Genomic DNA, 26006 nt, shown 5'->3' with positions numbered 1-26006 from the left:
TCACGCACGGCATGAAGGCCTTCTTCGACCACCCCGACCAGTGGGAGCTGTTCAAGAAGGAGCGTCCGCAGACGACGGTCGACGAGATCATCCGCTGGGCCACGCCGGTGACGGTCTTCCAGCGTACGGCGACGATCGACACCGAGGTCAGCGGCCAGCAGATCAAGGCCGGCCAGCGGGTCGGGATCTTCTACGCCAGCGCCAACCACGACGACGAGGTCTTCACCGACCCCGACACCTTCGACGTCACCCGCGACCCCAACCCGCACGTCGCCTTCGGCGGCCACGGTGCGCACTACTGCATCGGCGCCAACCTCGGCCCGGCTCGAGGTCGAGATCATGTTCAACGTGATCGCCGACCGGATGCCCGACATCGCGGCCGCCGGGCCCGAGCGGCGCCTGCGGTCGGGGTGGATCAACGGGATCAAGGAGCTCCCGGTCCGCTACGCGACCTGACCGACTCGAGGCCAGCTCGCAGCGGATGTCATGAGGACTGCTCGTTCGAACGAGCAGTCCTCATGACGTTGCGGGTCAGGCCGGCTTCTCCGCGCCGACCACCCACATCGCGAAGAACTGCGATCCGCCGCCGTAGGCGTGGCCCAGCGCTCGGCGTACGCCGTCGACCTGATGCTCGCCGGCCTGCCCACGGACCTGCAGGGCGGCCTCGGCGAACCGCAACATGCCGGAGGCACCGATCGGGTTGGACGACAGCACGCCACCGGACGCGTTGACGGGCAGCCGGCCGTCGAGGGCGGTGTCCCCGGCCTCGGTCAGCTGCCAGCCGGTGCCCTCTGCGGCGAAGCCGAGGTTCTCCAGCCACATCGGCTCGAACCACGAGAACGGCACGTAGATCTCGGCGGCGTCGATCTCCTCGAGCGGGTTGGTGATCCCCGCCTGCTTCCAGAGGGCGGCCGCGGCGGCGCGACCGGCCAGCGGGTTGACCCTGGTCGCGCTCGGCCGCGGTCGTCGGCTCGCTGCGCATGACGGTGCCGTGGATCCGAGGCCGGGTCGGTGATGGAGGCCGCGGTGTCGGCGTCGGCGATGACGAGGGCGCAGGCGCCGTCCGAGGACGGGCACGTCTCGTCGTACCGGATCGGGTCCCACAGCATCTGGCTGGCGAGGACCGACTCGACGGTGATGTCGGGGTTCTTGAGGTGGGCGTAGGGGTTGAGCAGTGCGTTCTGCCGGTCCTTGGCCGCTACGATCGCGCCGATGTGGCTGGGTGCTCCCGAGCGTCGGATGTAGGAGCGGACGTGCGGGGCGAAGTAGCCGCCGGCACCTGCGTGGACGGGCATCACGAACGGGACCGGGACGCTGAGCGCCCACATCGCGTTGGACTCCGACTGTTTCTCGAAGGCGACCGTGAGCACGCGCTTGTGCACGCCCGACTGGACCAGCGACGCGGCCACGATCGCGGTCGAGCCGCCGACGGAGCCGGCCGTGTGCACCCGCAGCAGCGGCTTGCCGGCGGCGCCGATCGACTCGGCGAGGAACAGCTCGGGCATCATCACGCCCTCGAACAGGTCGGGAGCCTTGCCGACGACGACCGCGTCGATGTCGTCGAAGGACATGCCGGCGTCGAGCAGCGCCCGGTCGATCGCCTCGCGGCACAGGCCCGCCATCGAGACGTCCTCGCGCTTGGCGCGGTGATGGGTCTGGCCGATGCCGACGACGGCTGCGGGCTGTTTCGTCACGGCGTTGCTCCCATCGTGCACACGAGGTTCTGCTGCAGGGCCGGTCCGCTGGTGGCGTGCCCGAGAGCAGATCCCGCCGAGCCGTCCCGGATCCGGGAGGCCGCCTCACCGATCCGGTTGAGGCCGGCGCTGAACATCGGGTTGGCGGTGAGCGCGCCGCCGGACGGGCTGATCACCACATCGTCGGCCGGGCCGAGCTCGCGCCTGAGGATCAGCTCCCCGGTGCGAGAACGGCGCGTGCAGCTCGGCGACGTCGACCCGCGTGGTCGGAGCGGGACCGTCCGGTCGACGGGGACGTCGTCAGGTCGCGCGCCCCGAGGTGCAACGGGTCGATGTGGTGCGCGATGTGCGTGATCCACGCCGGCCGCTCGCACGCCTCGCGCGCCCGGTCGCCGGCGGCGAGCACGATCGCGGAGGCGCCGTCGGAGACCGGGGCGATGTCGTGCTTGCGCAGCGGATCGGCGTACAGGGAACGAGCGAGCAGGTCCTCGATGCTCGAGCCGCCGCTGCGGATCGCCCACTCGTTGGACTCGGCGTTGGTCAGTGATCGTTGCGCCACGGCGGCGAGGGCGGCCTCGTCCCACAGCCCCGCGTCGAGCCCGAGCCGCGCCTGCAGCGCGGCGATGGAGACGGTGTCGGGCCACAACGGCGTCATCGTGTAGGGGTCGAGCTGGAGCGCGAGGGTACGGCGCAGCGTGCCCGCACTGGACTTGCCTGAACCCGTAGACCAGCGCGGTGTCGACCTCGCCGGTCTGGATCTTCAGCCGGGCCTCGTAGAGCGCCCAGGGCCGCGTCCATCTCGACGTGGGACTCGTTGACCGGCGGCAGCGCGCCGATCGCGTCGACCGCGCTGACGAAGGAGAACGAGCGGCCGGCGAGGTAGTCGCTCGAGCCCGAGCACCAGAAGCCGATGTCCCGGCGGGTGAAGCCGGTCTGCTCGTAGCACTCGGCGAAGATCGGCACCAGCAGCTCGACGCACGTGGGGGAGCCGTCGAACTCCCGCATCTGCCGCTGCGCGAAGGCGACGACCGCACAATCCCTCAAGCTTCGGCCCTCACAGGTGCATCCGGTAGTTCTCGTAGTCCGCATCGGGCTCGCCGGTCGGGCGGAAGTGCGCGATGTTCTCGATCGTCGTGCCCCATTCCTCGCGAGGTCGCCACACCGCCTCGACCCGCATGCCCATCCGCACCTCGTCGGCCGGGACCTCCGGGATCAGGTGCTGGATCGCGATGTCCGCGCCGTCGAGCAGGACGTAGGCGCTGACGTAGGGCGGGGTGATCTTCTGCCCCGGGAACGGGACGTTGACGATGCAGAAGGTGGTGATGGTGCCGGTGTCCGGGAGCTGCACCTCGTCGGTCGTCGGCACCCCGTCGACCGGGCACGCGCCGCGTGGTGGGACGTAGACCTTGTGGCAGACGGGGCAGCGTTGCCCGATGATCCGGCCCTCCGCGAGGCCGGCGAAGAAGGCCGACTCCTCAGGCGACGCGGCGTAGAGGTAGTCGAGCGAGACAGGGGAGACGATGCCGGTGACGTCGGCACCCCTCGCTGGTTGAGCAGCGAGCGCAGCGAGCGTGTCGAAACCAAGGGCCTCCGGAGTGACGCAGCCGATGTCGGTGATCGCGCCGACCCGCTCCGGAGCCCAGCGGACGGCGACCCGCATCCCGGTCCGGATCTCCTCGCGCGGCGCGTCGAGGGCGAGCAGCATCGGGCAGTCAGCACCGTCGAACGTCACCAGCGCCCACGAGAACGGCCGGTCGAACGGTTGCCCGGCCACCGGCTCGGGGACCCACGTCCAGCTCGTGACGACGCCGCCCGGCCCGACCGGCACGAAGTCGGTGACGGCCTCGTGGGTCTCCGGGTCGAACTCCGGCGGCGGGACGAGTGTCCGACCGTTCGCCGTACGACCTCCGAGCACGACGCCGTCGCGCAGCCCGGTGAGGAAGCGACCGATCACCGGACCCGTCGAGCGCGTGTAGTCGAAGGCCACGGTCACGGGTTGCGAGAGCGTGCGCGACATGACCAGAGTGAAACACGTTCTAGTTTTGCCGACAAGGGATCTGCGAGAGTGAGTCCATGAAGCTGGGACTGCAACTGGGCTACTGGGGCGCGCAGCCGCCCATCGGCGTCGCCGACCTCGTCATGGCGGCGGAGGAATCCGGGTTCGACGCGATCTTCACCGCTGAGGCGTGGGGTTCCGATGCCTTCACGCCGTTGGCCCGGTGGGGGCCGCGAGACGTCGCGCGTGCGGCTCGGCACCTCCATCGTGCAGATGTCCGGGCGCGCGCCCACGTCGATCGCGATGCACGCGCTGACCCCTCGACCACCTCAGCGGTGGCCGCGTCGTCCTCGGCATGGGCGTGAGCGGTCCGCAGGTCGTGGAGGGGTGGTACGGCGCCCCGTTCTCCAAGCCCCCGGCGCGCACGCGTGAGGTCGTCGACGTGATCCGCCGAGTGCTCGCACGCGAAGCGCCGGTCACCAACGACGGCCCGCACCACCCGCTCCCGTATGCCGGCGAGGGCGCCACCGGTCTGGGCAAGCCCCTCAAGTCGATCGTGCACCCGTTGCGCGCCGACATCCCGATCTGGCTCGGCGCGGAGGGCCCGAAGAACGTCGCGCTGACCGCGGAGATAGCGGACGGGTGGATCCCGATCTTCTACACGCCCGGCTCGGCCGCGATGTACCAGCCGTGGCTGGACGAGGGCTTCGCCCGCACCGGCGCCCGGCGCACCCGGGACGACTTCGAGATCGCCGCCACCTGCCACCTCCAGATCACCGCCTCGGACGCCGAGCGGGCCGCAGTGGTCGACGCCCTGAAGGGCGTGATCTCGCTCTACATGGGCGGCATGGGTGCGAAGGACGCCAACTTCCACAAGCAGGTCTTCGAGCGGATGGGCCACCGGGCCCTGTCCGACGAGGTCCAGCGGCTCTACCTCGAGGGTCGCAAGGACGAGGCGACCGCGCTGGTCCCCGACGAGCTCGTGCACGACATGCACATCGTCGGCGACGCCGGCTACGTCAAGGAACGCGTCGCCGAGTGGGAGTCCACGGGCGTCACGACCCTGCTGCTGTCGTGCCGAACCGCCGATGAAGTGCGAACCATCGCCGATTTGCTCGCCTAGGCCTAGCGTGACGACATGACAGCCAAGGGCTCGACCTTCACGTCGCCGGCCGATGCGACGATCCTCGCCACCTATGAGTGGGACAACCTCTTCAAGCCCGTCGCCGCCGTCCAGATCGCGCACGGCTCGGCCGAGCACGCGGCTCGCTACGACCGGCTCGCCCGGGCGCTCAACGGCGCCGGCTACCTCGTGCACGCCCACGACCACCGCGGTCACGGCAAGTCCATCTCCGGCCGCCCCGGCGACTTCGGCAAGGTCGGGTTCGACGGTCTGATCGCCGACACTGCGGCGTACGGCGCCACGCTCCGCGAGGACCGCCCCGACCTGCCGCTCTTCCTGATCGCCCACTCGATGGGCTCGTTCGCCGCGCAGTCGGTGCTGCTGGAGCACTCCGACCTGTATGCCGGTGTCGTGCTCTCCGGCTCCACGGCGCTCGACCTGCTGGCCGCCGGGCTGGCCGCCTCGGAAGGACCGGTCGGGCTCGAGGCGTTCAACGCCGGGTTCGAGCACCGCACGGGCTACGAGTGGCTCTCCCGCGACACGGCCGAGGTCGATGCCTACGTCGCCGACCCGCTGTGCGGCTTCGACCTGCCCGACGAGACGGTGCCCGCACTGTTCGGCGCGGCGGCGACGCTGGCGGACAAGAAGGCGCTCTCCGTCATCCGCTCCGACCTGCCGATCCTCATCGTGTCCGGCCTCGCCGACCCGCTGGCCGGTGGCGGGGAGCTGGTCCGAGCCCCCGGGGCACCGCTACCGCGACGCCGGCGTCCGGGACGTGACCGTCAAGACCTACGACGGCGCGCGCCACGAGATCTTCAACGAGACCAACCGCGACGAGATCACGGCCTACGTGATCGAGTGGCTGGCCGCACATTAGAACCTGTTCTAGTGTGCGGGGTGTGACTTCCCTGCGAGAGCCGATCCACAACGGTCACCTGATGGTGGCCGCGCTCAAGCGGCACCGCGACAAGCCGGTCATGCACCTCGGCGACGTGACCCTCACCGGTGGCCAGACGGCCGACGAGATCAGTCGTTACGTCCGGGCCTTCGATGCCCTCGGTGATGGTGGGGGCGCGGCGGTGCTATCGCCCAACCGGCCCGAGGTGCTGTTCATCCTCGGTGCCGGCCAGACGCAGGGCTACCGGCGCACCAGCCTGCACCCGCTCGGCAGCCTCGAGGACCACGCCTACGTCATCAACGACGCCGAGATCACGACCCTGATCGTCGACCCCATCTTCGCGGAGCGGGCGGTCGGCCTGCTCGAGCTCTGCCCCGAGCTGCGGCAGGTGCTGACGATCGGCCCCGTCCCGCCGGCCCCGGCGCACGTCGGCGTGGACCTCGTGGCTCGTGCTGCGGCGTACGACGCTCGTCCCCTCACCGCGAGGGATCTCCCGCCCGACCACGTCGTCTCGATCGCCTACACCGGTGGGACGACGGGCAGGCCGAAGGGCGTCATCGGCACCGCGCAGGCGATGAACACGATGAGCCAGATCCAGCTCGCCGAGTGGGAGTGGCCCCGCGAACCGCGCTTCCTGATGTGCACGCCGCTGTCGCACGCCGGCGCCGCGTTCTTCGTGCCGACGGTGATCAGGGGCGGGTCGCTGTTCGTGCTCCCTGAGGTTCGATCCGGGGCTCGTGCTCGAGGCGATCGAGCGCGACAGGATAACGGCGACGATGCTGGTGCCGTCGATGCTCTACGCGCTGCTCGACCATCCCGACAGCCACACCCGCGACCTGTCGTCGCTGGAGACCGTCTACTACGGCGCCTCCGCGATCAACCCGACGCGGCTGCAGGAGGCGATCGACCGGTTCGGGCCGATCTTCGCGCAGTACTACGGCCAGTCGGAGGCGCCGATGGCGATCACCTACCTCGCGAAGGGCGACCACACCCCCGAGCGGCTCGCCTCCTGCGGACGGCCGAGCGCCTTCGTGCGTACGGCGTTGCTCGGCGAGGACGGCAGGCCGGTCGCCGTCGGTGAACCGGGGGAGATCTGCGTGGCCGGACCGCTGCTCGCGGGTGGCTACTGGAAGCTGCCCGAGGAGACGGCAGAGACGTTTCGCGACGGCTGGCTGCACACCGGCGACGTCCGCGCGAGGACGAGGACGGGTTCTGGTACATCGTCGATCGCACCAAGGACATGATCGTGACCGGCGGCTTCAACGTCTTCCCGCGCGAGGTCGAGGACGTCGTCGCGACCCACCCCGCCGTTGCCCGTGTCGCGGTGATCGGCACCCCGCACGAGAGGTACGGCGAAGCGGTGACTGCCCTCGTGTTGCCCCCGCGTTCCTCCGTTGTCGGAGGTCGATGTCGCCTCGATCATCGCGCTGGTGAAGGAGCGCAAGGGGTCACTGCATGCGCCCAAGCAGGTGATCGCGGTCGACGCGATCCCGCTCACCGGGCTCGGCAAGCCGGACAAGAAGGCCCTGCGAGCCCGGTACTCCTGAGGTCCGTCAGCGCTCGAGCGGCCAACCGCGCTGGGCCCAGCCGTTGGTGCCGTCGCTGACGTTGAACGCGCTGAGGCCCTGCGCGCGAAGGTGGTCGACGACCCGGCGGCTGCGACCGCCGACGGCGCAGATCACGAACACCGGCTGGTCGGTCGGCAGCTCGGCGACCCGCGTCGGGGAGGTCGTTCATGGGCACGTGCACGGCGCCGGGCACGTGGCCGGCGGTGAACTCGTGGTCCTCGCGGACGTCCAGCACAAAGGCCCCACCCGCGTGCGCTGCCGCGAAGTCGTCGAGGCCGACCTCGCCGGCATCGGCGGCTTCCTCAGCGGCGCCGGCCCGGCGCCGTACCTCGTCCATGTCCAGCTCGCGCGCCTGCTTGATGATGTCGCCGAGGGCCCGGGGCGGGAGCGCACCGGCCTCGGTTGAACAGCAGGATCCCGTCGCGGAAAAGCATCAGCGTCGGGATCGAACGGATCCCCGCCCGGCCCGCGAGCTGCTGCTCGGCCTCGGTGTCGACCTTGCCGAAGGTGATGTCCGGGTTGGCCTCCGCGGCCGCCTCGAAGACAGGCCCGAACTGCTTGCACGGGCCACACCACTCGGCCCAGAAGTCGACGAGGACGATGCCGTCGCCGGAGATGGTCTGCTCGAAGGAATCAGCGGTCAGCTCACGCGTACTCATGGGATTCAGCGTACGTGGGCCCCTCGCCGAGCGTTGCCTTGCGGTGGCATCCTCGGGGGATGGCGCGAACCCGGTTGTCGGTGACGGTGGAGCTGCTCGGTGGCCGCGGCGAGGAAGCGTGGCCGCCGCCGGGTCGCGTCTTCGCGGTGGGACCAGCGCACACGTTCATGGATCTTGCGGACGCAGTCAATGCCGCTTTCGCTCGGTGGGACCGCTCGCACCTGTCGATGTTCACCCTTGCTGACGGGCGGGTCGTCACCGACGAGGAGACCGGAAGGGAGCTCGCAGCATCGCCCGGCGGGCCGTTGGCTGTGTACACGGACATCAGGTCGGCCAAGGTCGTCCGGACGCTGCAGCCGGGAAACGAGTTCCAGTTCACGTTCGACCTCGGTGACGACTGGGTCCACAGGTGTGTCGTCGGTCCGGAGAAGGTCGACCCTATGGAGGTGCTCGGCATCCGTCCGGACGAACCCCTGCCCTACTGGGGCTGGGGCGGCATCCCGGACCAATACGGGCGGCGCTGGGAGGACGACGACGGGCAGAGCCCACTACCGCCGAGGCCCCCGCAGCCGGACCCGATGCTGATGCACGCGTGGCCCGGTCAGGCGCAGGTGCCTGCGCTGGACATGACCGAGGTGCGCGGAGCCATTGCGACAGGAGAGGCGGCCCGTTTCCCCGGTCGCGGTGAGCGGGCGTGACGTGGACGATGCGCTGCAACAGTTGGCGGCAGGTGTCCCGATGGCGCTGGCTCAGCATCGGAAGAAGGCCGAGCCCGTGTCGCTGTCGCTGATCAACCGGCTCACCATGCGCGGCTGGACCGGTGACGATGTGCTGGCGGAGGATCTCCCGGCCTGCTTGCGCAGTGAGCCGCTCGTCGGTCGAGTCGTGCCGGTCGACCTCGACATGCTCAGCTCCGAACTGGAGGGCGATGTGAGCGTGTCGTCCGGGGGCTACCTCGACCTCGACACGGGAGTGGTCTACGGCGAATCCGCCGCTGACGCAGCAATGGTCGGGGAGGACGCCGCGATCGACGTGGAGGAAGAGCCCGACCGTTGGATCTACCTTCACCGCACTGGTTCGCGAGACGGATGGCGCGACATGGAGCTGTTTGCCGAGAGGCAGCGCGACGAGGCGCTGCAGGAGCGGCTGTTGCGGGCGATCGGAGGCAAGGGCGCCTTTCGGCGGTTCCGCGACCGGGTCCACGACGACGGCCTCGCCGATCAGTGGTACGCCTTCTCCACTGATCGCCAGCTGGGGCGCGCGCGAGCGTTCCTCGCCGGCCAAGGAATTCGCGTGGGCTGAGGGGGCTGACGCTTCACCCAAGCGCCGTTGTCGGTGGTCAGGTGTGCTCGAGACCACTCAGTGCCCGCGCCGGGGACTCGTGATTGCGCTCCGGGTCATCGGCGATCCCGGTCTGGTCGTCTGCCACGATGCGGTTCGCGAAGTAGCTGGCCCGGATCGCCCAACGCAGCCGGCGGAACGGGTCCAGCCACGCGAGTTCTGTCTCTTCGAGAGGGCCGTTGACAGGCGGCGTACGACAGGAACTGGTGCGACGCTTCCCGGCCGCCCGGGTACATCACGGCCGAAGCGATGTCGTAGAGCGCCGGACCTCGACGGCTGCCCGCCCAGTCGATCAAGCCGGTGACGCCGGTGCCGTCTTCATGGATGAAGGCCTCGGGCGTGGGGTCGGTGTGCAACAGGGTCCGGGTGAGCGGCGGCAGTGCGTCGTACTCACTCCTCACCTCGGCGAGTGCAGTCGGGAGCCAGTGCGCGACCGCGAGCACGTCGTTCGATGGGGACAGCCACTCGCTCATGAACGGACCACGTGAGGTGCTCGGCGCACCCCCGTTGTGGACCTTGGCGAGCGTTGTTCCGATCAGTAGCTGCTCATGTGCCGATTCGCCGGTCAGCTCGCGACCGGGGAACGTGGCAAAGAAGCGCCAGCGCCCCCTCCGACAAGGGCGTGGTCAAGTCGCCGACCTCGGAGGGGACGGGCTCACCCGTGCGGACTCCGCCCGCGGCAAGGTCGGCCGCCGTCGAGCACCCTGCTTGCAGGGACTCGATGTCGCTCGACCACTTCGCGACGTAGCGCGCTCCATCACTCGTTTCGACGAGGGCGGTGGCGGAGTTCATTCCGCCACCCAGCGGCCGTGCGCGGAGGTTGTCGATGCCCCAGACATCGGCGAGCAGCGACGGCAGCGCACCCGCGAGCGTCTCGTCATCCATGGGCGGAGTCCACCTCGTCAACTGTGCTGGCGGCACCGTCGGAGGCGACACCCAACCAAGAGTCAAGCCACGGAATCGCATCTGTCATGGAGTTTGAGTCCACGGCAACCGTTGCTGTCGCTCGGGCCTCTGACGATGCGTTGAACGCGATGCTGTATCCAACAGATCGGAACAGCGGCAGGTCGGATCGGCTGTCGCCGATGGCCACGCAGTCGGCTGGATCCGCACCGAATTCGCGGCAGAAACTGAGGGCGAAGTCCCGCTTGTCCAACTCGTCGAAGGGGTGGCTGACCTCCCCGGTATAACGGCCGTCACGGGTCTGAAGTCGAGGCCCACAGTGGGTAACGAATCCGAACGTCTTGGCCGGTGTGCGCCGACGGGATCCCATGCGAGTGAGGCGAGCACTGGAACGACACGACGCGACCGACACCAAGCGAGGGTCTCGTCGATCCCAGCGATGAGCGGGAGGTCTCCGAGCCACCGGCTGACGTCTGACTCGTCGGCTCCAGCCCACCCCGCGCGTCTATTGCGCAGACCTCGTGGTTGTCGATTGTCCCGGCGGCGTATGCACTCTCTGCGGCGTCAACCTCGATCGCGTGGCCCAACCGTTGAGCGAGAAAGGAGCCAGAACTGGTTCCCTGCAACGAGGGTGCCGTCGATGTCGAAGAACACGACGGACGAAGGGCGCCCCGTTGCTGTGTCAAGCATCTGAGAACAGTAGTCAGAGAGGTTGGGTCGAGATCAACACTGGCCGGGAGTCGGCCCCAGAACTCGCAGCAGATCCAAATGTCGGTGGTCACGTCTAGTGTCGAAAACATGATCGAGACGACGGACAAGCCGAGCACCAGAGGCCACATCGCGCCCCCGGCGCTCGCGCCTGCCGAGGTCGATCTGATGCTCGCAAAGGTGACGACCACCGCGCTCCCGACCGACGACGCCACGCGGATCGACGTGCTCCGTGGGCTGGAGCAGCTCAAGTGCGCGGTCGAGGGTGCGCAGGCCGCGATCGCCGTTGCCTTCGACTCTTCCCAGCGGCGAAGGGCCGCCGACAGGGGAGTCAGACCGGAGAAGCAGGGTGAGGGGATCGGCCACCAGATCGCTCTCGCGAGGCGCGTGTCCCCGCAACGAGGCAGCCGGCACCTCGGGCTGGCCAAGGTCCTCACCAACGAGATGCCGCACACCATGAACGCTGCGCGGCGGTCACATCACCGAATGGCGTGCCACGATCCTCGCTCGCGAGACGGCGTGCCTCGACATCGAGCATCGCCGGGAGATCGACGAGGAGTTGGCGGCCGATGTTGACCGTCTGTCGGCGATGGGCGATCGCGAAACGGAGCGAGCGGCCAGCAAGCTGGCGTCTCGTCTCGACCCTGCATCCGTGGCCGAGCGACGACGTCGTGCGGAGAGTGAGCGCACGGTCACCGTGCGACCCGCGCCCGACACCATGACACGGCTGACGGCATCCCTACCGGTTCGTGACGGGGTGGCCGTCTTCGCGGCCCTGAAGCACGAAGCCGCTCGACTCGTCGCCGACGGCGACGATCGCAGCCGCGGCCAGATCATGGCGGACACCTTGGTCGCCCGCGTCCCGGGTCAGAGCGAGGGCGGCGCGAACGTTCCTGCACTCGCCATCAACGTCGTCGTCGGCGTCGACACGCTGCTGGGCGAAAGTGACGAGCCCGCCACGATCCCGGGCTACGGTCCGATCCCGACCGACCTGCTGCGTGAGTGGATCCGCGACGGTCTGGACGCCGGCGTTGAAGTCAGTCTGAGGCGACTCTTCGCGGAGCCCGGGACCGGCGCGCTGGTGGCCATGGAGTCAACGAAGCGCACCTTCGACGGCAACCTCGCGGACTTCATCGAGTTGCGAGACCAGCAGTGCCGCACTCCCCGGTGCGACGCCCCGGTCCGCCACCGTGACCACATCGTCAAGGCCGCGCACGGCGGCCTCACCAGCGCGGCCAACGCGCAGGGACTCTGCGAGGCGTGCAACTACGCCAAGGAGGCCATCGGCTGGCAGGCCCGGCCGAGACCCGGGCCGGTCCACACCGTCGAGATGGTCACCCCGACGGGACATCGCTACGTCTCGAGGGCACCATCGATCCACGAGGCGAAGGTCAGGCGGGTCGAGAGGGCAACGGCCGCATTGAGTCCAGCTGAGCGGTTGCTGGCTCGGCTGCTCCCCGCAGCCTGACGGCGGGGGCAGCGTCGGGCACTCGGAGCACCCGAAGGTGCGGATGACCTCCCACTGCCTGAAGATAGGCAGGGTGAACCCCCACCCGTGGCCGCTGCCGCGCGAGTTCCACACTCCAGACCTGTCGGTCGTCCCGCTCACGATGGACCTGCTGGCGCGCGACACGGAGGCCTTTGTGTCGAGCCCTCGAGCGATCGAGGCACACAGCGCCGAACTGTGGCGGACCGACGGCTTCACGGAGGAGGACAACTTGCCGTTGTTGTCCGAGCACGAGCGGGAACACGCATCCGGGGCAGCCTTCGCGTGCTCACTGCTGTCGCCGGACGCGAGCAGGGAGCTAGGTTGCGCCTACCTGCGCCCGATGTCCGCCTACGCGGCACGCACCGGCACTCTGCTTGCAGAGGCTCACGCGGACAGCGCCATCCTCACCTTCTGGGCGATCGACGACACCGGCAGCCGACCGCCCGGGGTGGTGATCCTCGGGCACCTGCGTGACTGGGTGGCGGAGTGGGGCGCAGCGCCTGCGGTGCTTCGGTTCCTCGGACGCCGAGAGCGAGACCGCGAGCGCGGTGCGATCTCTCGGGTTGCTGGAACTCGAGGTGTCCGAACAATCTCTGCCCTACCGCTGGTTCGCGGTGTCGTGAGCGTCAGTTCCCGGTGAACTCCGGGGCGCGCTTCTCGACGAACGCCCTCGGCCCCTCGCGGGCGTCGTCGGAGGCGAACACCGCCGCGCCGAGCCGCGCGTCCTCGGCCCAGCACTCGTCCTCGTGCTTGCCCTCCGAAGCGCGGATGGTCGCGAGCACGGACTGGACGGCGAGCGGGGCCGTTGGCGCAGATGAGATCTGCCAGCGACCGCGCCTTGGCCAGCGCCGTGCCGTCGTGGACGACGTGCCCGACAAGGCCGTAGGACAGCGCCTCGGCCGCGGTGATGTGGCGTCCGGTGAGCAGGAGGTCGGCGGCCACGGTGTAGGGGATCTGGCGGGGGAGCCGGACCGCGGACCCGCCGAGCGGATAGAGCCCCCACTTCACCTCGGACACCCCTGAACCGGGCGGACTCACCCGCGACCCGGATGTCGGTGGCCTGCAGGATCTCGGTCCCGCCCGCGATCGCCGGCCCCTCGACCGCGGCGATCAGCGGCTTGGTGAGGCGGAAGCCCTTCAGCAACGGCTTGATCACCGCTGGGTCGAACTCGCCCGGACGCGAACTTCGTGGAGGGCGAGGGAGGCAGACATCGCCGACAGGTCCGCGCCGGCACAGAACGCACCACCCGCCCCGGTGAGGATCACGACCCGCACCGAATCCGAGGAGTTGGCCGGGTCCCAGGGCCTCGCTCATCAGCTGCAGCATCTCGCTGGAGAGGGCGTTCTTCTTCGCCGGCCGGTTCATGGTGACGGTCAGGACATGACCGTCCTGCGAGACTGAGCAGTGCGGTTCTTCGTCCGTCATGCGAGGGATCCTAGTCAGAAACAAGAACGTGTTCTAGTCTCCGAGCATGGCCCTCAACATTGCCGATCTCTTCGAGCACGCCGTCGACGTCGTCCCCGACCGCGGCATCATCCGAGTCGCCGACCGCATCGTGTCGTACGCCGAGCTGGAGGCCGACGCCAACAAGCTCGCGCACTTCCTGCAGTCGCGCGGGGTGCAACCCGGCGACCACGTGGGCATCTACGCGAAGAACAGCGTCGAGCACGTCGTCGCGTTGCTGGCGATCTTCAAGATCCGCGCGGTCGTGATCAACGTGAACTACCGCTACGTCGAGGGCGAGCTCGACTACCTCTTCGACAACTCCGACATCGTCGCGCTGCTGCACGAGCGCCCCTACGCGCCGCTGGTCGCGGCCACCGCGCCCAAGCACGCCAAGCTGCAGACGATCGTGGCGATCCCGGACCCGGCCGAGCCCGGTTCGGACGCCGACATATCGCCGTACGGCGGGATCGACTGGGCCGACGCACTGGCCGATCAGAGCCCCGACCGCGACTTCGAGCCCCGCTCCGACGACGACGTCTACATCATCTACACCGGTGGCACGACCGGGCAGCCGAAGGGCGTGATGTGGCGGCAGGCCGACTTCTGGCGGGTGCTGGGAGGCGGCATCGACTTCATGACCGGCAACCGGCTCGAGGAGTTCGACCAGTCGAGGACGGCGGCGAGCAGTGAGCCGATGGTGACGTTCCCGCTGAGCCCGCTGATGCACGGCGGCGCGCAGGCGGCGATGCTGATGCACCTCTTCGCCGGCCACCGCACGATCCTCGCGCCGAAGTTCGACCCGGTGGAGGTCTGGCGCACCATCGAGAAGAACGGCGTGCAGCTGATCTTCATGACCGGCGACGCGATGGCACGGCCGCTGATCGAGGAGTACAGAGCGCGGCGACTACCGGGCAGACCAGCTGATCGCCGTCTCCAGCAGCGCCGCGATCTTCAGTCGTCCGGTGAAGGAACGCTGGATGGCGGCCTTCCCCAACACCTTCTTCACCGACTCGGTCGGCTCCAGCGAGACCGGCTTCCGGGGCACCGGCCTGCAGGACTCGGAGAACATCAAGGGCGAGGGGCCGCAGATCGCGCTCGGCCTCGAGTCGGTCGTCCTCGACGAGACCAACCAGTGCTGGACCCCGCGACCAGCGTCGGCCAGATCGGGCGTCTCGCGCGCCGGCAGCGTGCCGCTCGGCTACTACCGGGACGAGGCGAAGTCCGCCAAGACGTTCATCACCGTCGACGGGACGCGCTACTCCGTGCCCGGCGACTTCGCCCGGATCGAGGAGGGCGGCAAGGTCACCCTGCTCGGCCGCGGCTCCAACTGCATCAACACCGGCGGGGAGAAGGTCTACCCCGAAGAGGTCGAGATGGCGCTCAAGGGCCACCCCGACGTCTACGACGCCCCGGTGGTGGGCGTCGCCGACGAGAGCTACGGTCAGTCGGTCAGCGCCGTCGTCCGGGCGCGCGAGGGGACGGCACCCACGCTCGAAGGGCTGCGCGAGTTCCTCCGCGGCCAGCTCTCGGGCTACAAGCTGCCGCGCTCGGTCTCCTTCGTCGACGAGATCCCGCGCAGCGCCACCGGCAAGGCCAACTACCCGCGGGCCAAGGAGCTCGCGATGCAGGCCCCGGGGGCTCACGCCTGATGCGTACGGCGCTGTGCGACCTCTTCGGGATCGACGTCCCGATCTTCGCGTTCACGCCCTCGGAGCACGTCGCCGCCGCGGTGTCGCGCGCCGGGGGGCTCGGGGTGCTCGGCGCCGTACGCTTCAACGACCCGGCCGAGCTCGACCGCACGCTGACGTGGCTCGACGACAACACCGACGGCAGGCCCTACGGCGTGGACGTGGTCATGCCGATGGAGGTGCCGACCGAGGGGACCAGCGTCGACTGGCCTCGATGATCCCGCCGGACCACGTGTCCTTCGTGGATCGCACGCTCCAGCAGCTCGGCGTCCCGCCGCTGCCGGAGGGTGAGGGCCGCGAGGGCGTGCTCGGCTGGCTGCACTCGGTCGCGCGGTCGCACGTCGACATCGCCCCGGCGCACCGGCCGGTGCTGATCGCCAACGCCCTCGGCTCCCCGCCGGTCGACGTGATCGAGCAGGCGCACGCGAGGGGTGTGAAGGTGGCTGCTCTTGCCGGTGCCGCCAAGCATGCGCTCTCGCACGTCGCCAACGGCGTCGACATCATCATCGCCCGGGGTTACGAGGCGGGCGGGCACACCGGTGAGATCGCCAGCATGGTGCTCACCCCCGAGATCGTCGACGCCGTCGGTCCGGACGTGCCCGTGCTGGGCGCAGGAGGCATCGGGACGGGACGGCAGGTCGCCGCCTCCCCGGCGCTCGGGGCACAGGGCGTGTGGACCGGGTCGGTGTGGCTGACGTCCGAGGAGTACCAACAGCTCAACAGCAACCGCGGCATGACCGATGCGTTCCTGCGTGCCACCAGCGCCGACACCGTCCGCACGCGGATCTACACCGGCAAGCCGGCCCGCCTGCTGAAGACGAAGTGGACCCGTGCATGGGAGTCGGAGGACGCCCCGACCCCGCTGCCGATGCCGTTGCAGAACCTGCTGGTCTCCGATGCGCACAGTCGGATGAGCGCGCACGGCGACCCCGACGTGGTGTCGATGCCCGTCGGCCAGATCGTCGGCTCGATGAATGAGGTCCGGCCGGTCGCCACCGTGATGGCCGACCCGGTCGCCGGTTTCGAGCAGGCAGCCGCACGCGCCGCGGGGATCGCCGCCGACCCGGACGCTCCGTAGCCCGGCGGACACGTCGACGTTGTCCGAACCATGGGAGCGAGTGACATGACGGAACAGAACCGCACGCGCGTACGAGCCCGCCTGATCATGACGGTGCTGACCGCCGCCGTGGTGATGGTCGGCACGCTCACGATGACCGGGCAGGCGCAAGGTGGCCGGGAGCCGCAGCCGGTGCCCCGCGCCGAGTGCGGCAAGGGGTCGCGCCCCGAGACCGACATCCGGGGCCGCGTGCCCGCGATCGACTACGCGTCGGGTCGGGTCGACCGGGGCTACCGCTGCAAGCGCGCGCCGTCGCCCACCGCGGCAACGCGGGCGGCTTCAAGGTGCACCGATACGTCGACGCCAAGGGACAGACCTGCGCGTTCCACGACAGCACGCTGGTCTTCCCGCGCGACGTCCTCTACAACCTGACCAACGGCCTCGGCGTGGTCGTGCTGGCCATGGACAACCCGAAGAAGCCGCGCCGCACCACGACGCTCACCTCGCCGGCGATGCTGAGCCCGCACGAGTCGCTGGTCCTCAACAGGAAGCGTGGACTCCCGGTGGCGACGCTGGGCACCGCCCTGACCTATCCGGGCGTCATGGACGTCTACGACGTGAGGACCGACTGCCGTCACCCCCAGCTCCTCTCGAGCACCCCGAGCGGCGTGCTCGGGCACGAGAGCGGCTTCGCCCCCGACGGGATGACCTTCTGGACCGCGAGCACGCTCGGCACCCCCGGTCGCGATCGACCTGACCAACCCCTCGGCTCCCGTGCCGGTCATGGTCCAGCCCGGCGTGAACTACCACGGGCTGCGTTTCTCCGCCGACGGCGACACCATGTATGCCGCCAACATCGGCCAGCCCGACACGGGCACCCTCGACCTCGCGAGCGGCACCGGGCTCGACATCCTCGACGTGAGCAAGGTGCATGACCGGGTCGCGGGCGCGACACCGAGGGTGCTCTCGAAGTTGACGTGGCCTGCGGGGTCGATCCCGCAGTCGGCCGACCCGTTCACCCGGGACGGCCACGACTACGTCCCGGAGATGGACGAGTTCGCCGACATGTTCTCGCTCAAGAACGCCACTGACCGTGCCGGTGCGCCGGTCGGCGCGGGCCGCATCATCAACGTCGACGACCCGCGCCACCCGTTCGTGGTCTCGCAGCTGCGGCTCGAGGTGCACCGGGCCGACGTGCACCGCGGTGAGCAGCACGACGACCCCGGCGCCAACTTCCCCGCGCAGGGCTATGCCGGGCACTACTGCTCGCTGCCGCGTCACAACAACCCGAAGATCGCCGGCTGCTCGATGATCGCGTCGGGGCTGCGGCTCTTCGACATCAGCGACGTCGAGCACCCGCGCGAGGTGGCCTACTTCAACAAGCCGCAGCGTCCCGGCAGCCGCCCGACGTTCCCCGACGTCGCCGGGGCCTACGCCATGTCCGCGCCCGCGTGGGACAAGAAGAACGGCAGCGTCTGGTACACCGACGCCAACTCGGGGTTCTACAACGTGAAGCTCACCAACGGGGTCGCCGAACTGCTGCGCTGAGCCGAAGAGGCACAGCCGCGGCCCGACTGCGTGAGTCGGGCCGCGGCACCCCGGTCCCCCCGATCAGTTCCCCCGACCAACCGCCATCCCCTCGGCGGTGCCTGTGTTGTCGACGGTTCCCTCCACCACGGCGCTGGCGAGCGTGGTGATCGGGACGTCGGCGGAGCGAGACCAGCGGGCCAGCATGGCGAGGGCGTGGCGGGATCCTGTCCCATGCCTGTACGGCGACGACCGGGCGATCCAGCGGGCTGCCCACGCGGGAGTGGGGAGTGTCTTGCATCGAGCGTCCTTGCGATCGAACCGTTCGCGGCAACCTCGCGCCGCCGGCTGACCTCCCAACCGCCCTCACCGTACGCCGGAAGGGCGAGGCTGTGAAGACGCATTCGTCAGCAGTCAGGCACCACCGGGGTCGACCGGTTCCCTGGAACGGGGTCCCGCCCGCGAGCGGGTGGCCGCTCGCGCGTTCCGACCGGGTCGGTCGCCACGTCGCGCAACTTCCGATGGGCGCTCTGCGAGCGTTGCCGCAGCAGGTTGAAGGCCGTCCGCGAGTCGCACTTCTGCTCGACCATCAAGATCCCGAGCGCCCGGTCGACGATCGACCGCGCATGCAGCGCCTCGACGAGCTGCCCGGACCGCTCTGCCCGGTCGCTGAAGCGCAGTGCCGGGGTGAGGGCGGTGGAGGCCTGTCCGGCGAACACCTCCGCACGCTGGCGCCCCGAACCGCTGAGCCAGTCGGCGGGGCCGAACCCGTAGAGGTTGAGCGCGCCGACCGACGACTGGTCGACGAAGAGCGGCATGCTCAGCGAGCACGTCACCCCGAGGTCGAGCGCGGTGCGGCGATACGCCTCCCAGCGTGGATCGGACTGCTGGTCGGTCACCTCGACGACCTGCCCCGTCGACATCGCTTCGAGGCACGGACCGGCCCCACTGGCGTACTGCGCCTCGTCCACCTTCGCCGCTCGTGGGTCGCTGGCCGCCGATGTCACCGGGTTGCGGTCGTAGCGCGTGGTGATCCCGCAAGCGACCTCCGCCCGCGTCTCCACCGCTGCCGCGGCGAGGTTGGCCACGTCTGTCAGGAACGACTCGACCTCGGCGACGCCGAGCACCGGGGAGTGCAGCTCTCCGAGCGCGTCGTGGAATTCCGGGTCGTACGGACCAGAGGGGCTCATGACTCTTCGACGGTACGCCGACTCGTCGGCCAGATCACCCCCGAAGGCTGATCACACAGGCTCCGCCGCGAGCGAGCGCCCGATGGCCAGCGCGCTCTGCGTCGTCCCGGAGAGCGCGTACTCCCACCGCTTGGCAGCCGTGAAGTAGCGATGCGTCTCGCCGTCGAGGTCGATACCGACCCCACCGTGGACGTGGACGGCCGTGTGGGCCACGCGGTGCCCGGCGTCCGCGGCGAAGAGGGCAGCGGTGGCGAGCTCCTTCTCCGCAGGCCTGCCCTCGCCCAGCCGCCGGGCGGCCTGCCAGAGCGTGAGCCGTTGCCCGAGCGTGTCGATGTAGCCGTCGGCCAGCCGCTGCGACACCGCCCGGAAGGTGGCGATCGGTCGCCCGAACTGCTCCCGCACCTTTGCGTACGCCGCCGTGAGCGCCAACGCACCTTCGGTGACGCCGAGCTGCTCGGCGCAGCCGGTGACGGTGAGCAGGTCCGCGAGCCGCGAGGCGGCTCCGTCGCCGAGGTGCGCGTGGGCGGGGAGGGCGACGTCGTCGAAGGTGATCCGGAGCGCCACGTCTCCGTCGGTGGTGCGCTGCCGCTCCGTCGTCGCGCCCCGGGCCGACGCCTCGACCACGAACACGCCGACACCGTCCGGGGTGCTGGCGGTGACGAGCAGGAGGTCGGCGCGATGCCCGGCCCGGACCGGGGTCTTGGTGCCGTTCAGCACCCAGCCGTCGTCGGAGCGCGTCGCGGTGGTGCTCGGCCGGGCGGGCAACGCCTCCGTGTCCTCGGACACCGCGGCCGCGAGCACTCGGTCGCGCGACGCTGCACCGGACAACCAGAGTGAGCGCTGTGCGTCCGTGCCGTGCTCGGCGAGGGCCAGTGCGCAGGCGACGTGGGGCGCGACCGGCACCGGAGCGACGGTCCGCCCGACCTCCACGATGACGCGCAGGGCCTCGACGAGGCCGAGCCCGGCGCCGCCGTACGACTCCGGGACCGCGAGCCCCAGCAGGCCGGCGTCACCCAACGACCGCCACAGGTCGTGGTCGAAGCGGTCTCCGTCGGCCTCGACGGCGCGCATGCGCTCGGGGGTCGCGAGGTCCTTGAGGATCGTCGCGGCGAGTTCTGCCGCCTCGTCTGCTTCGGTCGAGAAGTCGAAGTCCATGTCAGTGCCTATCCCTGTCTCTGGTCAACGCCGTGCTGCCGGCAGGCCGAGGCCCACATAGCCGATGATGTCGCGCTGGATCTCGTTGGTGCCGCCGCCGAAGGTCATCACCAGCGAGGAGCGGTAGTAGCGCTCGAGGCGGCCCGCCAGCACCGCGCCCGGCGAGTCGGCGGACAACACCGCGTGCGGCCCGACGACCTCCATCAGGCTGCGGTAGACCTCGGTGGCGAGCTCGGAGCCGTAGACCTTCGTCGCGCTGGCGACCGCGGGGGACAGGTCCGCCGAGGACGACGCGATGTTCCAGTTGAGCAGCTTGAGCATGTCGATGCGGGCGTGTGCGCGCCCGAGCAGCACCTGCACCCATTCACGGTCGATGATCCGTTGCCCGTCCGCGTCCTCGGTCTCCTTGGCCCGGGCGACGACTGGGCCAAGGAGTGCGTCTGGGGTGCCGCGGAGGTGAGCGCGACGCGCTCGTGGTTGAGCTGGTTGGTCATCAGCGACCAGCCGCCGTTGAGCTCGCCGACCAGATTGGCGACCGGGACGCGCACGTCCTCGAAGTAGGTGGCGCTGGTGCCGACTCCCGCGACCGTGTGCACGGGCGTGTAGGAGAAGCCGGGGGAGTCCGCCGGCACCGGGATCATCGACAGGCCCTTGTGGCGCGGCAGGTCGGGGTCGGTGCGACAGGCCATCCAGATCCAGTCGGCGTACTGGATCAGCGACGTCCACATCTTCTGGCCGTTGATGACCCACTCGTCGCCCTCCTGCACGGCCCGCGTCGTCAGCGACGCGAGGTCGGTCCCGGAGCCGGGCTCGGAGTAGCCGATGGAGAAGTGCAGCTCGCCGGCCGGGATCCCGGGCAGGAAGTAGTCCTTCTGCTCGGCCGTGCCGTAGCGCATGATCGTCGGCCCGACGGTGTTCAGCGTGAGGTAGGGGATCGGCACACCGGCCACCGCCGCCACGTCGGTGAAGATCAGCTGCTCGATCATTGAGCGCGCCTGCCCGCCGTACTCCTTCGGCCAGCCGATGCCGAGCCAGCCGTCGGTGCCGAGCTGCCGGATGACTTCCTTGTACGTCGCGACGTCACCGAACTCCGCGCCCGCCATCGACAACGCGGCGCGTCGCTCGGGCGTGACGAGGGCGTCGAAGTACTCCTTCAGCTCCTGTTGCAGCGCGAGGTGCTCGGGCGAAAGGTCGACGTGCATGGCATCAGACTAGAACGTGTTCTCGTTTTGCGCCATAATGGTCCGCATGAGTGACACCCGCATGCTCGACACCGGATCGGCTCCCGAGCGCTTCGCGCGCGGCTGGCACTGCCTCGGCCCGGCCACCGACTTCGCCGACGGGATGCCGCACGGCATCGAGGCCTTCGGCGGCAAGCTTGTCGTGTGGTCCGACACGGAGGGCAACCTCAACGTGCTGGACGGCTACTGCCGGCACATGGGCGGCGACCTGACCCGGGGGCAGCGTCAAGGGCGACGAGATCGCCTGCCCGTTCCACGACTGGCGCTGGGGCGGCGACGGCAAGTGCAAGGCGATCCCCTATGCCCGGCGCGTGCCGCTCCGGGCCCGCACGCAGCGCTACGAGTCCGTGATCCGCAACGGGATGCTGATGATCTGGCACGACGCCGAGGGCAGCCCGGCCGACCACGACATCCTGCCGCCCGAGCTCGAGGGCATCGGCACCGATCGCTACACCGACTGGACACGGAAGGTCATCGACGTGCCCAACGCGCACTGTCGCGAGATCGTCGACAACGTCGTCGACATGGCGCACTTCTTCTACATCCACTTCGCCTTCCCGACGAACTTCCGCAACGTCTTCGAGGGCCACATGGCGACCCAGTTCATGGAGTCGACCGGGCGTCCTGACATGGCCGGGGAGGGGTACGGCGACGAGGACCTCATCCTCAAGTCGGAGGCCACCTACTACGGGCCGTCGTTCATGATCAACTGGCTCGAGACCGACTACAAGGGCTTCCTGACCAAGGTCATCCCGGTCAACTGCCACATCCCGACGGGCCCCAATTCCTTCAAGCTGCAGTACGGCCTGTGTGTCGAGAAGCCCGAGGGTCTCGACGACAAGACGGCGCGCTACATCGGCACGAAGTACTCCGACATGTTCGGGGACGGTTTCCTGCAGGACGTGCACATCTGGCTGAACAAGGCCCCGGTCCAGAACCCGCTGCTCTGCGAGGAGGACGGGCCGGTCTACCAGCTGCGCCGGTGGTACGAGCAGTTCTACGTCGACGCCGCCGACGTCACCGAGGAGATGACCGAGCGCTTCGAGTTCGAGGTGGACACGACGAAGGCCAACGAGTTCTGGCGTGCCGAGGTCGAGGAGAACCTCGCGCGCAAGGCCGGCGAGGATTCCTCGCCGGTTGAGCCCGTCGAGACCAAGAGCTGATGGCCTACATCGTCCCCTCCAGCGCCGACACCCTCGAGGACCAGCGGCTCTACACGCAGGCCCGGCTGACCGAGGTCGCCTGCCCGGACTGCCCGGCCCGCGTCGGCGTCAAGAAGAACTCCGAGCACCACACCTCGATCCAGTGGCACGCCGAGGCTCTGGGGGAGTGCGCCGAGTTCCGACGGCTGGACCGGGCGCCGGGAGGCCGGCCGGTCCACGCATCATGTCCCCGCATGCAGGCGAGCATCGATGCCGCCGTACGCGACGGACAGCTCATGATCGGAGCCGAAGATGGATATTGACTCCTACCTCCTCGAGGTGCGCGAGGTCGTGGCCGAGACCGCCGACGCGTCCTCGATCGTGTTCGAGGTGCCGGCTGATGCCGCCGACGTCTTCGCGTTCAGGCCGGGACAGTTCCTCACCGTCGGGGTGCCGTCGGACCGGACCGGGCTCGCGGCTCGCTGCTACTCCATCTGCACGCCGCCCGGCTCGCCGCTGACGGTCACCGTCAAGCGGACCGTCGACGGCTACGCCTCCAACTGGCTCAACTCCGAGCTCCGCCCGGGGGACACCCTGCGCGTCCTGCCCCCGTCGGGGATCTTCACCCCGAAGGACTGGTCCGCCGACCTGCTGCTCTTCGCGGGCGGGTCCGGCATCACGCCGGTCATGTCGATCATCCGTACGGCGATGGCCCAGCACTCCAACCGGGTCGTGCTGTTCTACGCGAACCGCGACGAGAGCTCGGTCATCTTCGCGTCCGCGCTCGCCGCGCTGGCCGCCGAGCACCCGGACCGGCTGCAGGTCTTCCACTGGCTCGAGTCGGTCCGGGGACTGCCGAGCGAGGACCAGCTGCGCGAGTTCGCTGCGGCGTACTCGACCCGGACGTCCTTCTGCTGCGGCCCGGCGCCCTACATGTTGGCCGTGTCCAACTCGCTGCGCGCCCTCGACTTCCCGCGCGACCGCCGCCACCGGGGAGAAGTTCGTCTCGCTCGGCGGCAACCCGTTCGGAGACGTGGAGGAGGTGTTGGCTGCGCAGGCCGTCATCGCGTCCGCCGACGACGCGGACGAGGCCGAGGACGCTGCACCGGCCGGGCCCTCGGGACCCGTGAAGGTCGAGGTCGAGCTCGACGGCGAGGAACACGTCTTCGACGACTGGCAGCCCGGGACGAAGCTGCTGGACTTCCCGGAGTCGAAGGGGGTCAAGGCGCCGTACTCCTGCCGCGAGGGCGAGTGCTCCGCCTGCGCCATCCGCCTGATCTCCGGTGAGGTGCGGATGCTGCACAACGACGTGCTCGAGCAGGAGGACCTCGACGAGGGCATCCGCCTCGGCTGCCAGTCCGTGCCCGCCACCGAGGACCCGGTGAAGATCTCCTACAGCTGAGGAGGAGTCTCGCGGCCGAGCTTGCGCCACCCGCCGGCGCGGTTGTTGGCGACGATGGCACGCAGCAGCCCGACGAGAGCCTCGCGGTGGATCGGATCGCCCCGGTAGATCTGGATCGCCCGTCCGGTGGCGTTGCCGTGGCCCCGGTTGATCAGGTGGTGCGGGTCGGGAACGGTCGGGTCGTAGAGGAACAGGTTGACGTGGTCCTTGGTGGACAGCAGCGCGCAGACGTTGCCGTCCGGGACGAAGTAGGGCTGGACGGTCCGCTTGATCGTCTCCTCGATCTCCGGATCGGCTGCCCACACGATGTCGCGCAGCTCACGGCAGATCTCCTGCTGCCAGTCCGGTAGCCCTTCGATGTAGGCATCGACCCCGGGGTGCGCCCGGTCCGTCACCAGCCCCGCTCCCGCCACTCGTCGAGGTGTGGCCGCTCGGCGCCGAGCGTCGAGTCGCCTCCGTGACCGGGGTAGAACCAGACGTCGTCGCCGTGGACGTCGAAGATCTTGGTCGACACCTCGTCGATCAGGGTGGCGAACGCCGCGGCGTCGCCGAACGTGTTGCCGACCCCGCCGGGGAAGAGCGAGTCGCCGGTGAAGAGGTGTCCCTGCCCCGAGCTGTCCTCCCAGAAGAGCGCGATGGAGCCGGGAGTGTGGCCGGCGAGCGCGATCACGGTGAGGTCGCAGGTGCCGACGGCGATCCGGTCGCCGTGGACGACCGTCCGGGTCACGGGCACCCCCGTCTGTGACGTGATCTCGGCAGCGTCTGGCGCTCCGGCGACGACGGACGCTCCCGTGGCTGCCACGACGTCGGCCAGCGCGCGGTGGTGGTCCCAGTGCTGGTGGGTCGTGATGACGGCCGTGAGCGAGCGGTCCCCGATCAGGGAGAGCAGGGTCGCAGCGTCGTCGGCGGCATCGATCAGCACGAGCTCGTCGGTCTCCTCGCAGTGCAGGAGATAGGCGTTGTTGGACATCTTCTCGTCGACGGCCACCTTGGTGATCGTCACGCATCCGGCCCGGCGGACCTGCGGCGGACCGCCGGGCGTCACGTTCCCGTCATAGGTCACCACGGCGCGACCTCAGGCAGCTCGCCGCGGTCGGCGGTCAGGGTGCTGCCGTCGCCGCGTCCGGTCAGCCACCACGCAATGTCCGACGCTGTGCCGGTCACGGTCGAGGTGGGCTCGCCCTCGCCTGTACGACCGGGTCTGCGCGAGGTCGCGCGCGAGCACCTGGAAGGGAGTCGGCCAGTCGCGCTTGCGCATCGAGTCGATGACGAGGGTCGAGAAGACCGCGGGCCAGTCGGCCGCGGTGTAGCCGACCCCGAGGTCGGCGTGGTGGATCTCGACCTCGCGCACCCGCATCAGGACCGTGGAACGAGCGCTGAACGCCGGCTTGCCGGGCGTGCGCTCGATCACCGTCTCCCACTTGTCGTCGGGGAGGTCGGACACCTCGCGGTCGAAGAGCTCGGTCGACGCCATCAGGCGCGAGCGGAGGTCCCCCGGCGAGGCGACGCCGAGCGTGGCGATGTCGGCGTCGCGCGCCTCCTGCGAGGCGTACATGGGTCGGGGCACGCCGGACGCGACGCCATCGAGCGCGCCCGCCAGCCCCTCGCCGTTCAGCGCCGGGTGGGCGACGACGTGGCCGACAGTCCAGTCCGGCAGCAGTGACGGCGTCGAGAAGACCGCGTCGTCCAGGGGCGTCGACGGTGCGCACGAGGCGCGTGGTGGCGGCGGCCAGCATCTCGAGCTGGGTGGGTTCGGTCATGGCCTCATTCAACACACA

The 26006-nt window shown here is 69.7% G+C and carries 37 protein-coding genes and 10 pseudogenes; 24 read left to right on the top strand and 23 right to left on the bottom strand.

Features of this window, described 5'->3' with window-relative positions:
* Positions 1-11: 11 nt before the first annotated feature.
* Positions 12-260, top strand: a pseudogene (locus LP418_RS34825) (cytochrome P450); the annotation flags it as partial.
* A 271-nt stretch (positions 261-531) separates the two neighbouring features.
* Here LP418_RS34825 and LP418_RS34820 read toward each other — a convergent pair.
* Genes LP418_RS34820 through LP418_RS27265 form a run of 6 tightly spaced genes read right to left on the bottom strand, consistent with a single transcriptional unit; the run spans position 532 to position 3711 of the window.
* A complete protein-coding gene (locus tag LP418_RS34820; protein ID WP_442940333.1) occupies positions 532-888 on the bottom strand; it encodes a thiolase C-terminal domain-containing protein in 357 nt (118 codons plus the stop codon).
* The gene (locus LP418_RS27285) at positions 771-1694 is read right to left on the bottom strand and encodes a hypothetical protein (protein WP_257954406.1); all 924 of its coding nucleotides are present in this window, start codon (positions 1692-1694) and stop codon (positions 771-773) included. Before LP418_RS27285 ends, LP418_RS34820 begins: the two co-directional genes overlap by 118 nt.
* Positions 1691-1870: a hypothetical protein gene (locus LP418_RS27280; protein ID WP_257954405.1), complete on the bottom strand. Its 180-nt coding sequence runs from the start codon at positions 1868-1870 to the stop codon at positions 1691-1693. The genes LP418_RS27285 and LP418_RS27280 overlap by 4 nt, the downstream gene beginning before the upstream one ends.
* Positions 1871-1905: 35 nt before the next feature.
* A complete protein-coding gene (locus tag LP418_RS27275; protein ID WP_257954404.1) occupies positions 1906-2340 on the bottom strand; it encodes a hypothetical protein in 435 nt (144 codons plus the stop codon).
* A 5-nt stretch (positions 2341-2345) separates the two neighbouring features.
* The gene (locus LP418_RS27270; protein ID WP_257954403.1) at positions 2346-2699 is read right to left on the bottom strand and encodes a hypothetical protein; all 354 of its coding nucleotides are present in this window, start codon (positions 2697-2699) and stop codon (positions 2346-2348) included.
* A gap of 49 nt (positions 2700-2748) precedes the next feature.
* A complete protein-coding gene (locus tag LP418_RS27265; RefSeq protein ID WP_257954402.1) occupies positions 2749-3711 on the bottom strand; it encodes a Zn-ribbon domain-containing OB-fold protein in 963 nt (320 codons plus the stop codon).
* 56 nt (positions 3712-3767) lie between these two features.
* On the opposite strand from LP418_RS27265, the gene LP418_RS27260 reads away from it, so the two are divergent.
* The 8 genes and pseudogenes from LP418_RS27260 (at position 3768) to LP418_RS27230 (ending at position 7258) form a co-directional block, all read left to right on the top strand.
* On the top strand, positions 3768-4055 hold the full coding sequence (locus LP418_RS27260; RefSeq protein WP_257954401.1) for a hypothetical protein: 288 nt from the start codon (positions 3768-3770) through the stop codon (positions 4053-4055).
* Positions 4046-4813, top strand: coding sequence for an LLM class F420-dependent oxidoreductase (locus LP418_RS27255; protein ID WP_257954400.1), 768 nt, complete (start codon positions 4046-4048; stop codon positions 4811-4813). The genes LP418_RS27260 and LP418_RS27255 overlap by 10 nt, the downstream gene beginning before the upstream one ends.
* Before the next feature lie 15 nt (positions 4814-4828).
* On the top strand, positions 4829-5716 hold the full coding sequence (locus tag LP418_RS27250) for a lysophospholipase (RefSeq protein ID WP_257954399.1): 888 nt from the start codon (positions 4829-4831) through the stop codon (positions 5714-5716).
* A gap of 35 nt (positions 5717-5751) precedes the next feature.
* Positions 5752-6372: pseudogene (locus LP418_RS27245) on the top strand (AMP-binding protein); the annotation flags it as partial.
* A 115-nt stretch (positions 6373-6487) separates the two neighbouring features.
* A pseudogene (locus LP418_RS31795) lies at positions 6488-6781 on the top strand (AMP-binding protein); the annotation flags it as partial.
* A gap of 27 nt (positions 6782-6808) precedes the next feature.
* Positions 6809-6955 carry a hypothetical protein gene (locus LP418_RS31790; RefSeq protein WP_336276166.1) on the top strand — a complete coding sequence of 49 codons (147 nt, stop codon included), beginning with the start codon at positions 6809-6811 and terminating at the stop codon, positions 6953-6955.
* Positions 6952-7044: pseudogene (locus tag LP418_RS27235) on the top strand (hypothetical protein); the annotation flags it as partial. The gene LP418_RS31790 and the pseudogene LP418_RS27235, both read left to right, overlap by 4 nt.
* A 61-nt stretch (positions 7045-7105) precedes the next feature.
* Positions 7106-7258 (top strand): hypothetical protein, encoded by a 153-nt coding sequence (locus LP418_RS27230; RefSeq protein WP_257957290.1) that lies wholly within the window; start codon positions 7106-7108, stop codon positions 7256-7258.
* 6 nt (positions 7259-7264) lie between these two features.
* On the opposite strand, the pseudogene LP418_RS34815 reads toward LP418_RS27230, so the two are convergent.
* Together LP418_RS34815 and LP418_RS29995 are read right to left on the bottom strand one after the other, a co-directional pair.
* A pseudogene (locus LP418_RS34815) lies at positions 7265-7616 on the bottom strand (rhodanese-like domain-containing protein).
* Positions 7582-7938: a thioredoxin family protein gene (locus LP418_RS29995; protein WP_336275841.1), complete on the bottom strand. Its 357-nt coding sequence runs from the start codon at positions 7936-7938 to the stop codon at positions 7582-7584. The pseudogene LP418_RS34815 and the gene LP418_RS29995 overlap by 35 nt, the downstream one beginning before the upstream one ends.
* A gap of 59 nt (positions 7939-7997) precedes the next feature.
* Here LP418_RS29995 and LP418_RS27215 point away from each other — a divergent pair, with 59 nt between their 5' ends.
* Positions 7998-8636, top strand: a complete 639-nt coding sequence (locus LP418_RS27215) for a plasmid pRiA4b ORF-3 family protein (RefSeq protein ID WP_257954397.1) — start codon at positions 7998-8000, stop codon at positions 8634-8636.
* 1 nt (position 8637) lies between these two features.
* A complete protein-coding gene (locus LP418_RS27210) occupies positions 8638-9240 on the top strand; it encodes a UPF0158 family protein (RefSeq protein ID WP_257954396.1) in 603 nt (200 codons plus the stop codon).
* 95 nt (positions 9241-9335) lie between these two features.
* Here the strand turns inward: LP418_RS27210 and LP418_RS27205 are convergent, their stop codons facing one another.
* Genes LP418_RS27205 through LP418_RS27195 form a run of 3 tightly spaced genes read right to left on the bottom strand, consistent with a single transcriptional unit; the run spans position 9336 to position 10435 of the window.
* Positions 9336-9815: a phosphotransferase gene (locus tag LP418_RS27205; protein WP_336276148.1), complete on the bottom strand. Its 480-nt coding sequence runs from the start codon at positions 9813-9815 to the stop codon at positions 9336-9338.
* A gap of 10 nt (positions 9816-9825) precedes the next feature.
* Positions 9826-10164 (bottom strand): hypothetical protein, encoded by a 339-nt coding sequence (locus LP418_RS27200; RefSeq protein ID WP_257954395.1) that lies wholly within the window; start codon positions 10162-10164, stop codon positions 9826-9828.
* The gene (locus tag LP418_RS27195; RefSeq protein WP_257954394.1) at positions 10157-10435 is read right to left on the bottom strand and encodes an HAD hydrolase family protein; all 279 of its coding nucleotides are present in this window, start codon (positions 10433-10435) and stop codon (positions 10157-10159) included. Before LP418_RS27195 ends, LP418_RS27200 begins: the two co-directional genes overlap by 8 nt.
* A gap of 545 nt (positions 10436-10980) precedes the next feature.
* Here LP418_RS27195 and LP418_RS27190 point away from each other — a divergent pair.
* Genes LP418_RS27190 through LP418_RS27180 form a run of 3 tightly spaced genes read left to right on the top strand, consistent with a single transcriptional unit; the run spans position 10981 to position 13019 of the window.
* The gene (locus LP418_RS27190; RefSeq protein WP_257954393.1) at positions 10981-11466 is read left to right on the top strand and encodes a hypothetical protein; all 486 of its coding nucleotides are present in this window, start codon (positions 10981-10983) and stop codon (positions 11464-11466) included.
* Positions 11354-12358, top strand: a complete 1005-nt coding sequence (locus LP418_RS27185; RefSeq protein WP_336276147.1) for an HNH endonuclease — start codon at positions 11354-11356, stop codon at positions 12356-12358. The genes LP418_RS27190 and LP418_RS27185 overlap by 113 nt, the downstream gene beginning before the upstream one ends.
* 43 nt (positions 12359-12401) lie before the next feature.
* Positions 12402-13019 (top strand): hypothetical protein, encoded by a 618-nt coding sequence (locus LP418_RS27180; protein ID WP_257957288.1) that lies wholly within the window; start codon positions 12402-12404, stop codon positions 13017-13019.
* Here LP418_RS27180 and LP418_RS27175 read toward each other — a convergent pair.
* The 4 genes and pseudogenes from LP418_RS27175 to LP418_RS27160 all read right to left on the bottom strand — a co-directional run bounded on the left by LP418_RS27175 (position 13006) and on the right by LP418_RS27160 (position 13645).
* The gene (locus tag LP418_RS27175; RefSeq protein ID WP_257957287.1) at positions 13006-13161 is read right to left on the bottom strand and encodes a hypothetical protein; all 156 of its coding nucleotides are present in this window, start codon (positions 13159-13161) and stop codon (positions 13006-13008) included. The genes LP418_RS27180 and LP418_RS27175 overlap by 14 nt on opposite strands.
* Positions 13162-13237: 76 nt before the next feature.
* Positions 13238-13387 (bottom strand): annotated as a pseudogene (locus LP418_RS27170) (enoyl-CoA hydratase-related protein); the annotation flags it as partial.
* A gap of 70 nt (positions 13388-13457) precedes the next feature.
* A pseudogene (locus LP418_RS27165) lies at positions 13458-13535 on the bottom strand (hypothetical protein); the annotation flags it as partial.
* The gene (locus LP418_RS27160; protein ID WP_257954392.1) at positions 13532-13645 is read right to left on the bottom strand and encodes a hypothetical protein; all 114 of its coding nucleotides are present in this window, start codon (positions 13643-13645) and stop codon (positions 13532-13534) included. The pseudogene LP418_RS27165 and the gene LP418_RS27160, both read right to left, overlap by 4 nt.
* 206 nt (positions 13646-13851) lie before the next feature.
* Between LP418_RS27160 and LP418_RS27155 the strand changes: the two are divergent.
* The 5 genes and pseudogenes from LP418_RS27155 to LP418_RS27135 all read left to right on the top strand — a co-directional run.
* Positions 13852-14640: pseudogene (locus tag LP418_RS27155) on the top strand (AMP-binding protein); the annotation flags it as partial.
* A 163-nt stretch (positions 14641-14803) separates the two neighbouring features.
* A complete protein-coding gene (locus LP418_RS31785) occupies positions 14804-15475 on the top strand; it encodes an AMP-binding enzyme (RefSeq protein WP_336276146.1) in 672 nt (223 codons plus the stop codon).
* Between the two features lie 280 nt (positions 15476-15755).
* Positions 15756-16592: an NAD(P)H-dependent flavin oxidoreductase gene (locus tag LP418_RS27145; protein ID WP_257954391.1), complete on the top strand. Its 837-nt coding sequence runs from the start codon at positions 15756-15758 to the stop codon at positions 16590-16592.
* Between the two features lie 45 nt (positions 16593-16637).
* Positions 16638-17003: a hypothetical protein gene (locus LP418_RS27140; RefSeq protein ID WP_257954390.1), complete on the top strand. Its 366-nt coding sequence runs from the start codon at positions 16638-16640 to the stop codon at positions 17001-17003.
* A 366-nt stretch (positions 17004-17369) separates the two neighbouring features.
* Positions 17370-18119 carry a hypothetical protein gene (locus LP418_RS27135; protein ID WP_257954389.1) on the top strand — a complete coding sequence of 250 codons (750 nt, stop codon included), beginning with the start codon at positions 17370-17372 and terminating at the stop codon, positions 18117-18119.
* A gap of 63 nt (positions 18120-18182) precedes the next feature.
* On the opposite strand, the gene LP418_RS27130 is transcribed toward LP418_RS27135, so the two are convergent.
* The 5 genes and pseudogenes from LP418_RS27130 to LP418_RS27110 all read right to left on the bottom strand — a co-directional run.
* Positions 18183-18305: a hypothetical protein gene (locus tag LP418_RS27130; RefSeq protein WP_257954388.1), complete on the bottom strand. Its 123-nt coding sequence runs from the start codon at positions 18303-18305 to the stop codon at positions 18183-18185.
* 200 nt (positions 18306-18505) lie between these two features.
* On the bottom strand, positions 18506-19288 hold the full coding sequence (locus LP418_RS27125) for a GAF and ANTAR domain-containing protein (RefSeq protein WP_257954387.1): 783 nt from the start codon (positions 19286-19288) through the stop codon (positions 18506-18508).
* Positions 19289-19339: 51 nt separating this feature from the next.
* The gene (locus LP418_RS27120; RefSeq protein WP_257954386.1) at positions 19340-20443 is read right to left on the bottom strand and encodes an acyl-CoA dehydrogenase family protein; all 1104 of its coding nucleotides are present in this window, start codon (positions 20441-20443) and stop codon (positions 19340-19342) included.
* A 24-nt stretch (positions 20444-20467) separates the two neighbouring features.
* A complete protein-coding gene (locus LP418_RS27115) occupies positions 20468-20818 on the bottom strand; it encodes an acyl-CoA dehydrogenase family protein (RefSeq protein ID WP_336276145.1) in 351 nt (116 codons plus the stop codon).
* A gap of 230 nt (positions 20819-21048) precedes the next feature.
* Positions 21049-21645: pseudogene (locus tag LP418_RS27110) on the bottom strand (acyl-CoA dehydrogenase family protein); the annotation flags it as partial.
* Between the two features lie 37 nt (positions 21646-21682).
* On the opposite strand from LP418_RS27110, the pseudogene LP418_RS31780 reads away from it, so the two are divergent.
* From LP418_RS31780 to LP418_RS27090, 5 genes and pseudogenes are all read left to right on the top strand, one after another.
* Positions 21683-21850 (top strand): annotated as a pseudogene (locus LP418_RS31780) (3-ketosteroid-9-alpha-hydroxylase); the annotation flags it as partial.
* A 73-nt stretch (positions 21851-21923) separates the two neighbouring features.
* Positions 21924-22847, top strand: coding sequence for a 3-ketosteroid-9-alpha-hydroxylase (locus LP418_RS27105; protein WP_272496347.1), 924 nt, complete (start codon positions 21924-21926; stop codon positions 22845-22847).
* On the top strand, positions 22847-23149 hold the full coding sequence (locus tag LP418_RS27100; RefSeq protein ID WP_257954385.1) for a hypothetical protein: 303 nt from the start codon (positions 22847-22849) through the stop codon (positions 23147-23149). The genes LP418_RS27105 and LP418_RS27100 overlap by 1 nt, the downstream gene beginning before the upstream one ends.
* Entirely contained in the window at positions 23139-24113 is a 975-nt protein-coding gene (locus LP418_RS27095) for a hypothetical protein (protein WP_257954384.1), read from the top strand. The genes LP418_RS27100 and LP418_RS27095 overlap by 11 nt, the downstream gene beginning before the upstream one ends.
* Complete coding sequence (locus tag LP418_RS27090) at positions 24019-24228, top strand: 2Fe-2S iron-sulfur cluster-binding protein (RefSeq protein ID WP_257957206.1); 210 nt, start codon at positions 24019-24021, stop codon at positions 24226-24228. The genes LP418_RS27095 and LP418_RS27090 overlap by 95 nt, the downstream gene beginning before the upstream one ends.
* On the opposite strand, the gene LP418_RS27085 is transcribed toward LP418_RS27090, so the two are convergent.
* The 3 genes from LP418_RS27085 to LP418_RS27075 are packed head-to-tail and all read right to left on the bottom strand — an operon-like array spanning position 24219 to position 25918.
* Positions 24219-24623: a DUF1801 domain-containing protein gene (locus tag LP418_RS27085; RefSeq protein ID WP_257954383.1), complete on the bottom strand. Its 405-nt coding sequence runs from the start codon at positions 24621-24623 to the stop codon at positions 24219-24221. The two genes, LP418_RS27090 and LP418_RS27085, sit on opposite strands and share 10 nt — an antisense overlap.
* Positions 24620-25291, bottom strand: coding sequence for an MBL fold metallo-hydrolase (locus tag LP418_RS27080; RefSeq protein ID WP_257954382.1), 672 nt, complete (start codon positions 25289-25291; stop codon positions 24620-24622). The genes LP418_RS27085 and LP418_RS27080 overlap by 4 nt, the downstream gene beginning before the upstream one ends.
* A 12-nt stretch (positions 25292-25303) precedes the next feature.
* Positions 25304-25918, bottom strand: coding sequence for a maleylpyruvate isomerase N-terminal domain-containing protein (locus LP418_RS27075; protein ID WP_257957205.1), 615 nt, complete (start codon positions 25916-25918; stop codon positions 25304-25306).
* Positions 25919-26006: the final 88 nt, after the last annotated feature.

The organism is Nocardioides sp. B-3 (assembly GCF_024703895.1).
Classification (GTDB): Bacteria; Actinomycetota; Actinomycetes; order Propionibacteriales; family Nocardioidaceae; genus Nocardioides.
Note: the sequence above shows the minus strand (reverse complement) of the source record. Positions and strands in the feature narration are given on the sequence as shown.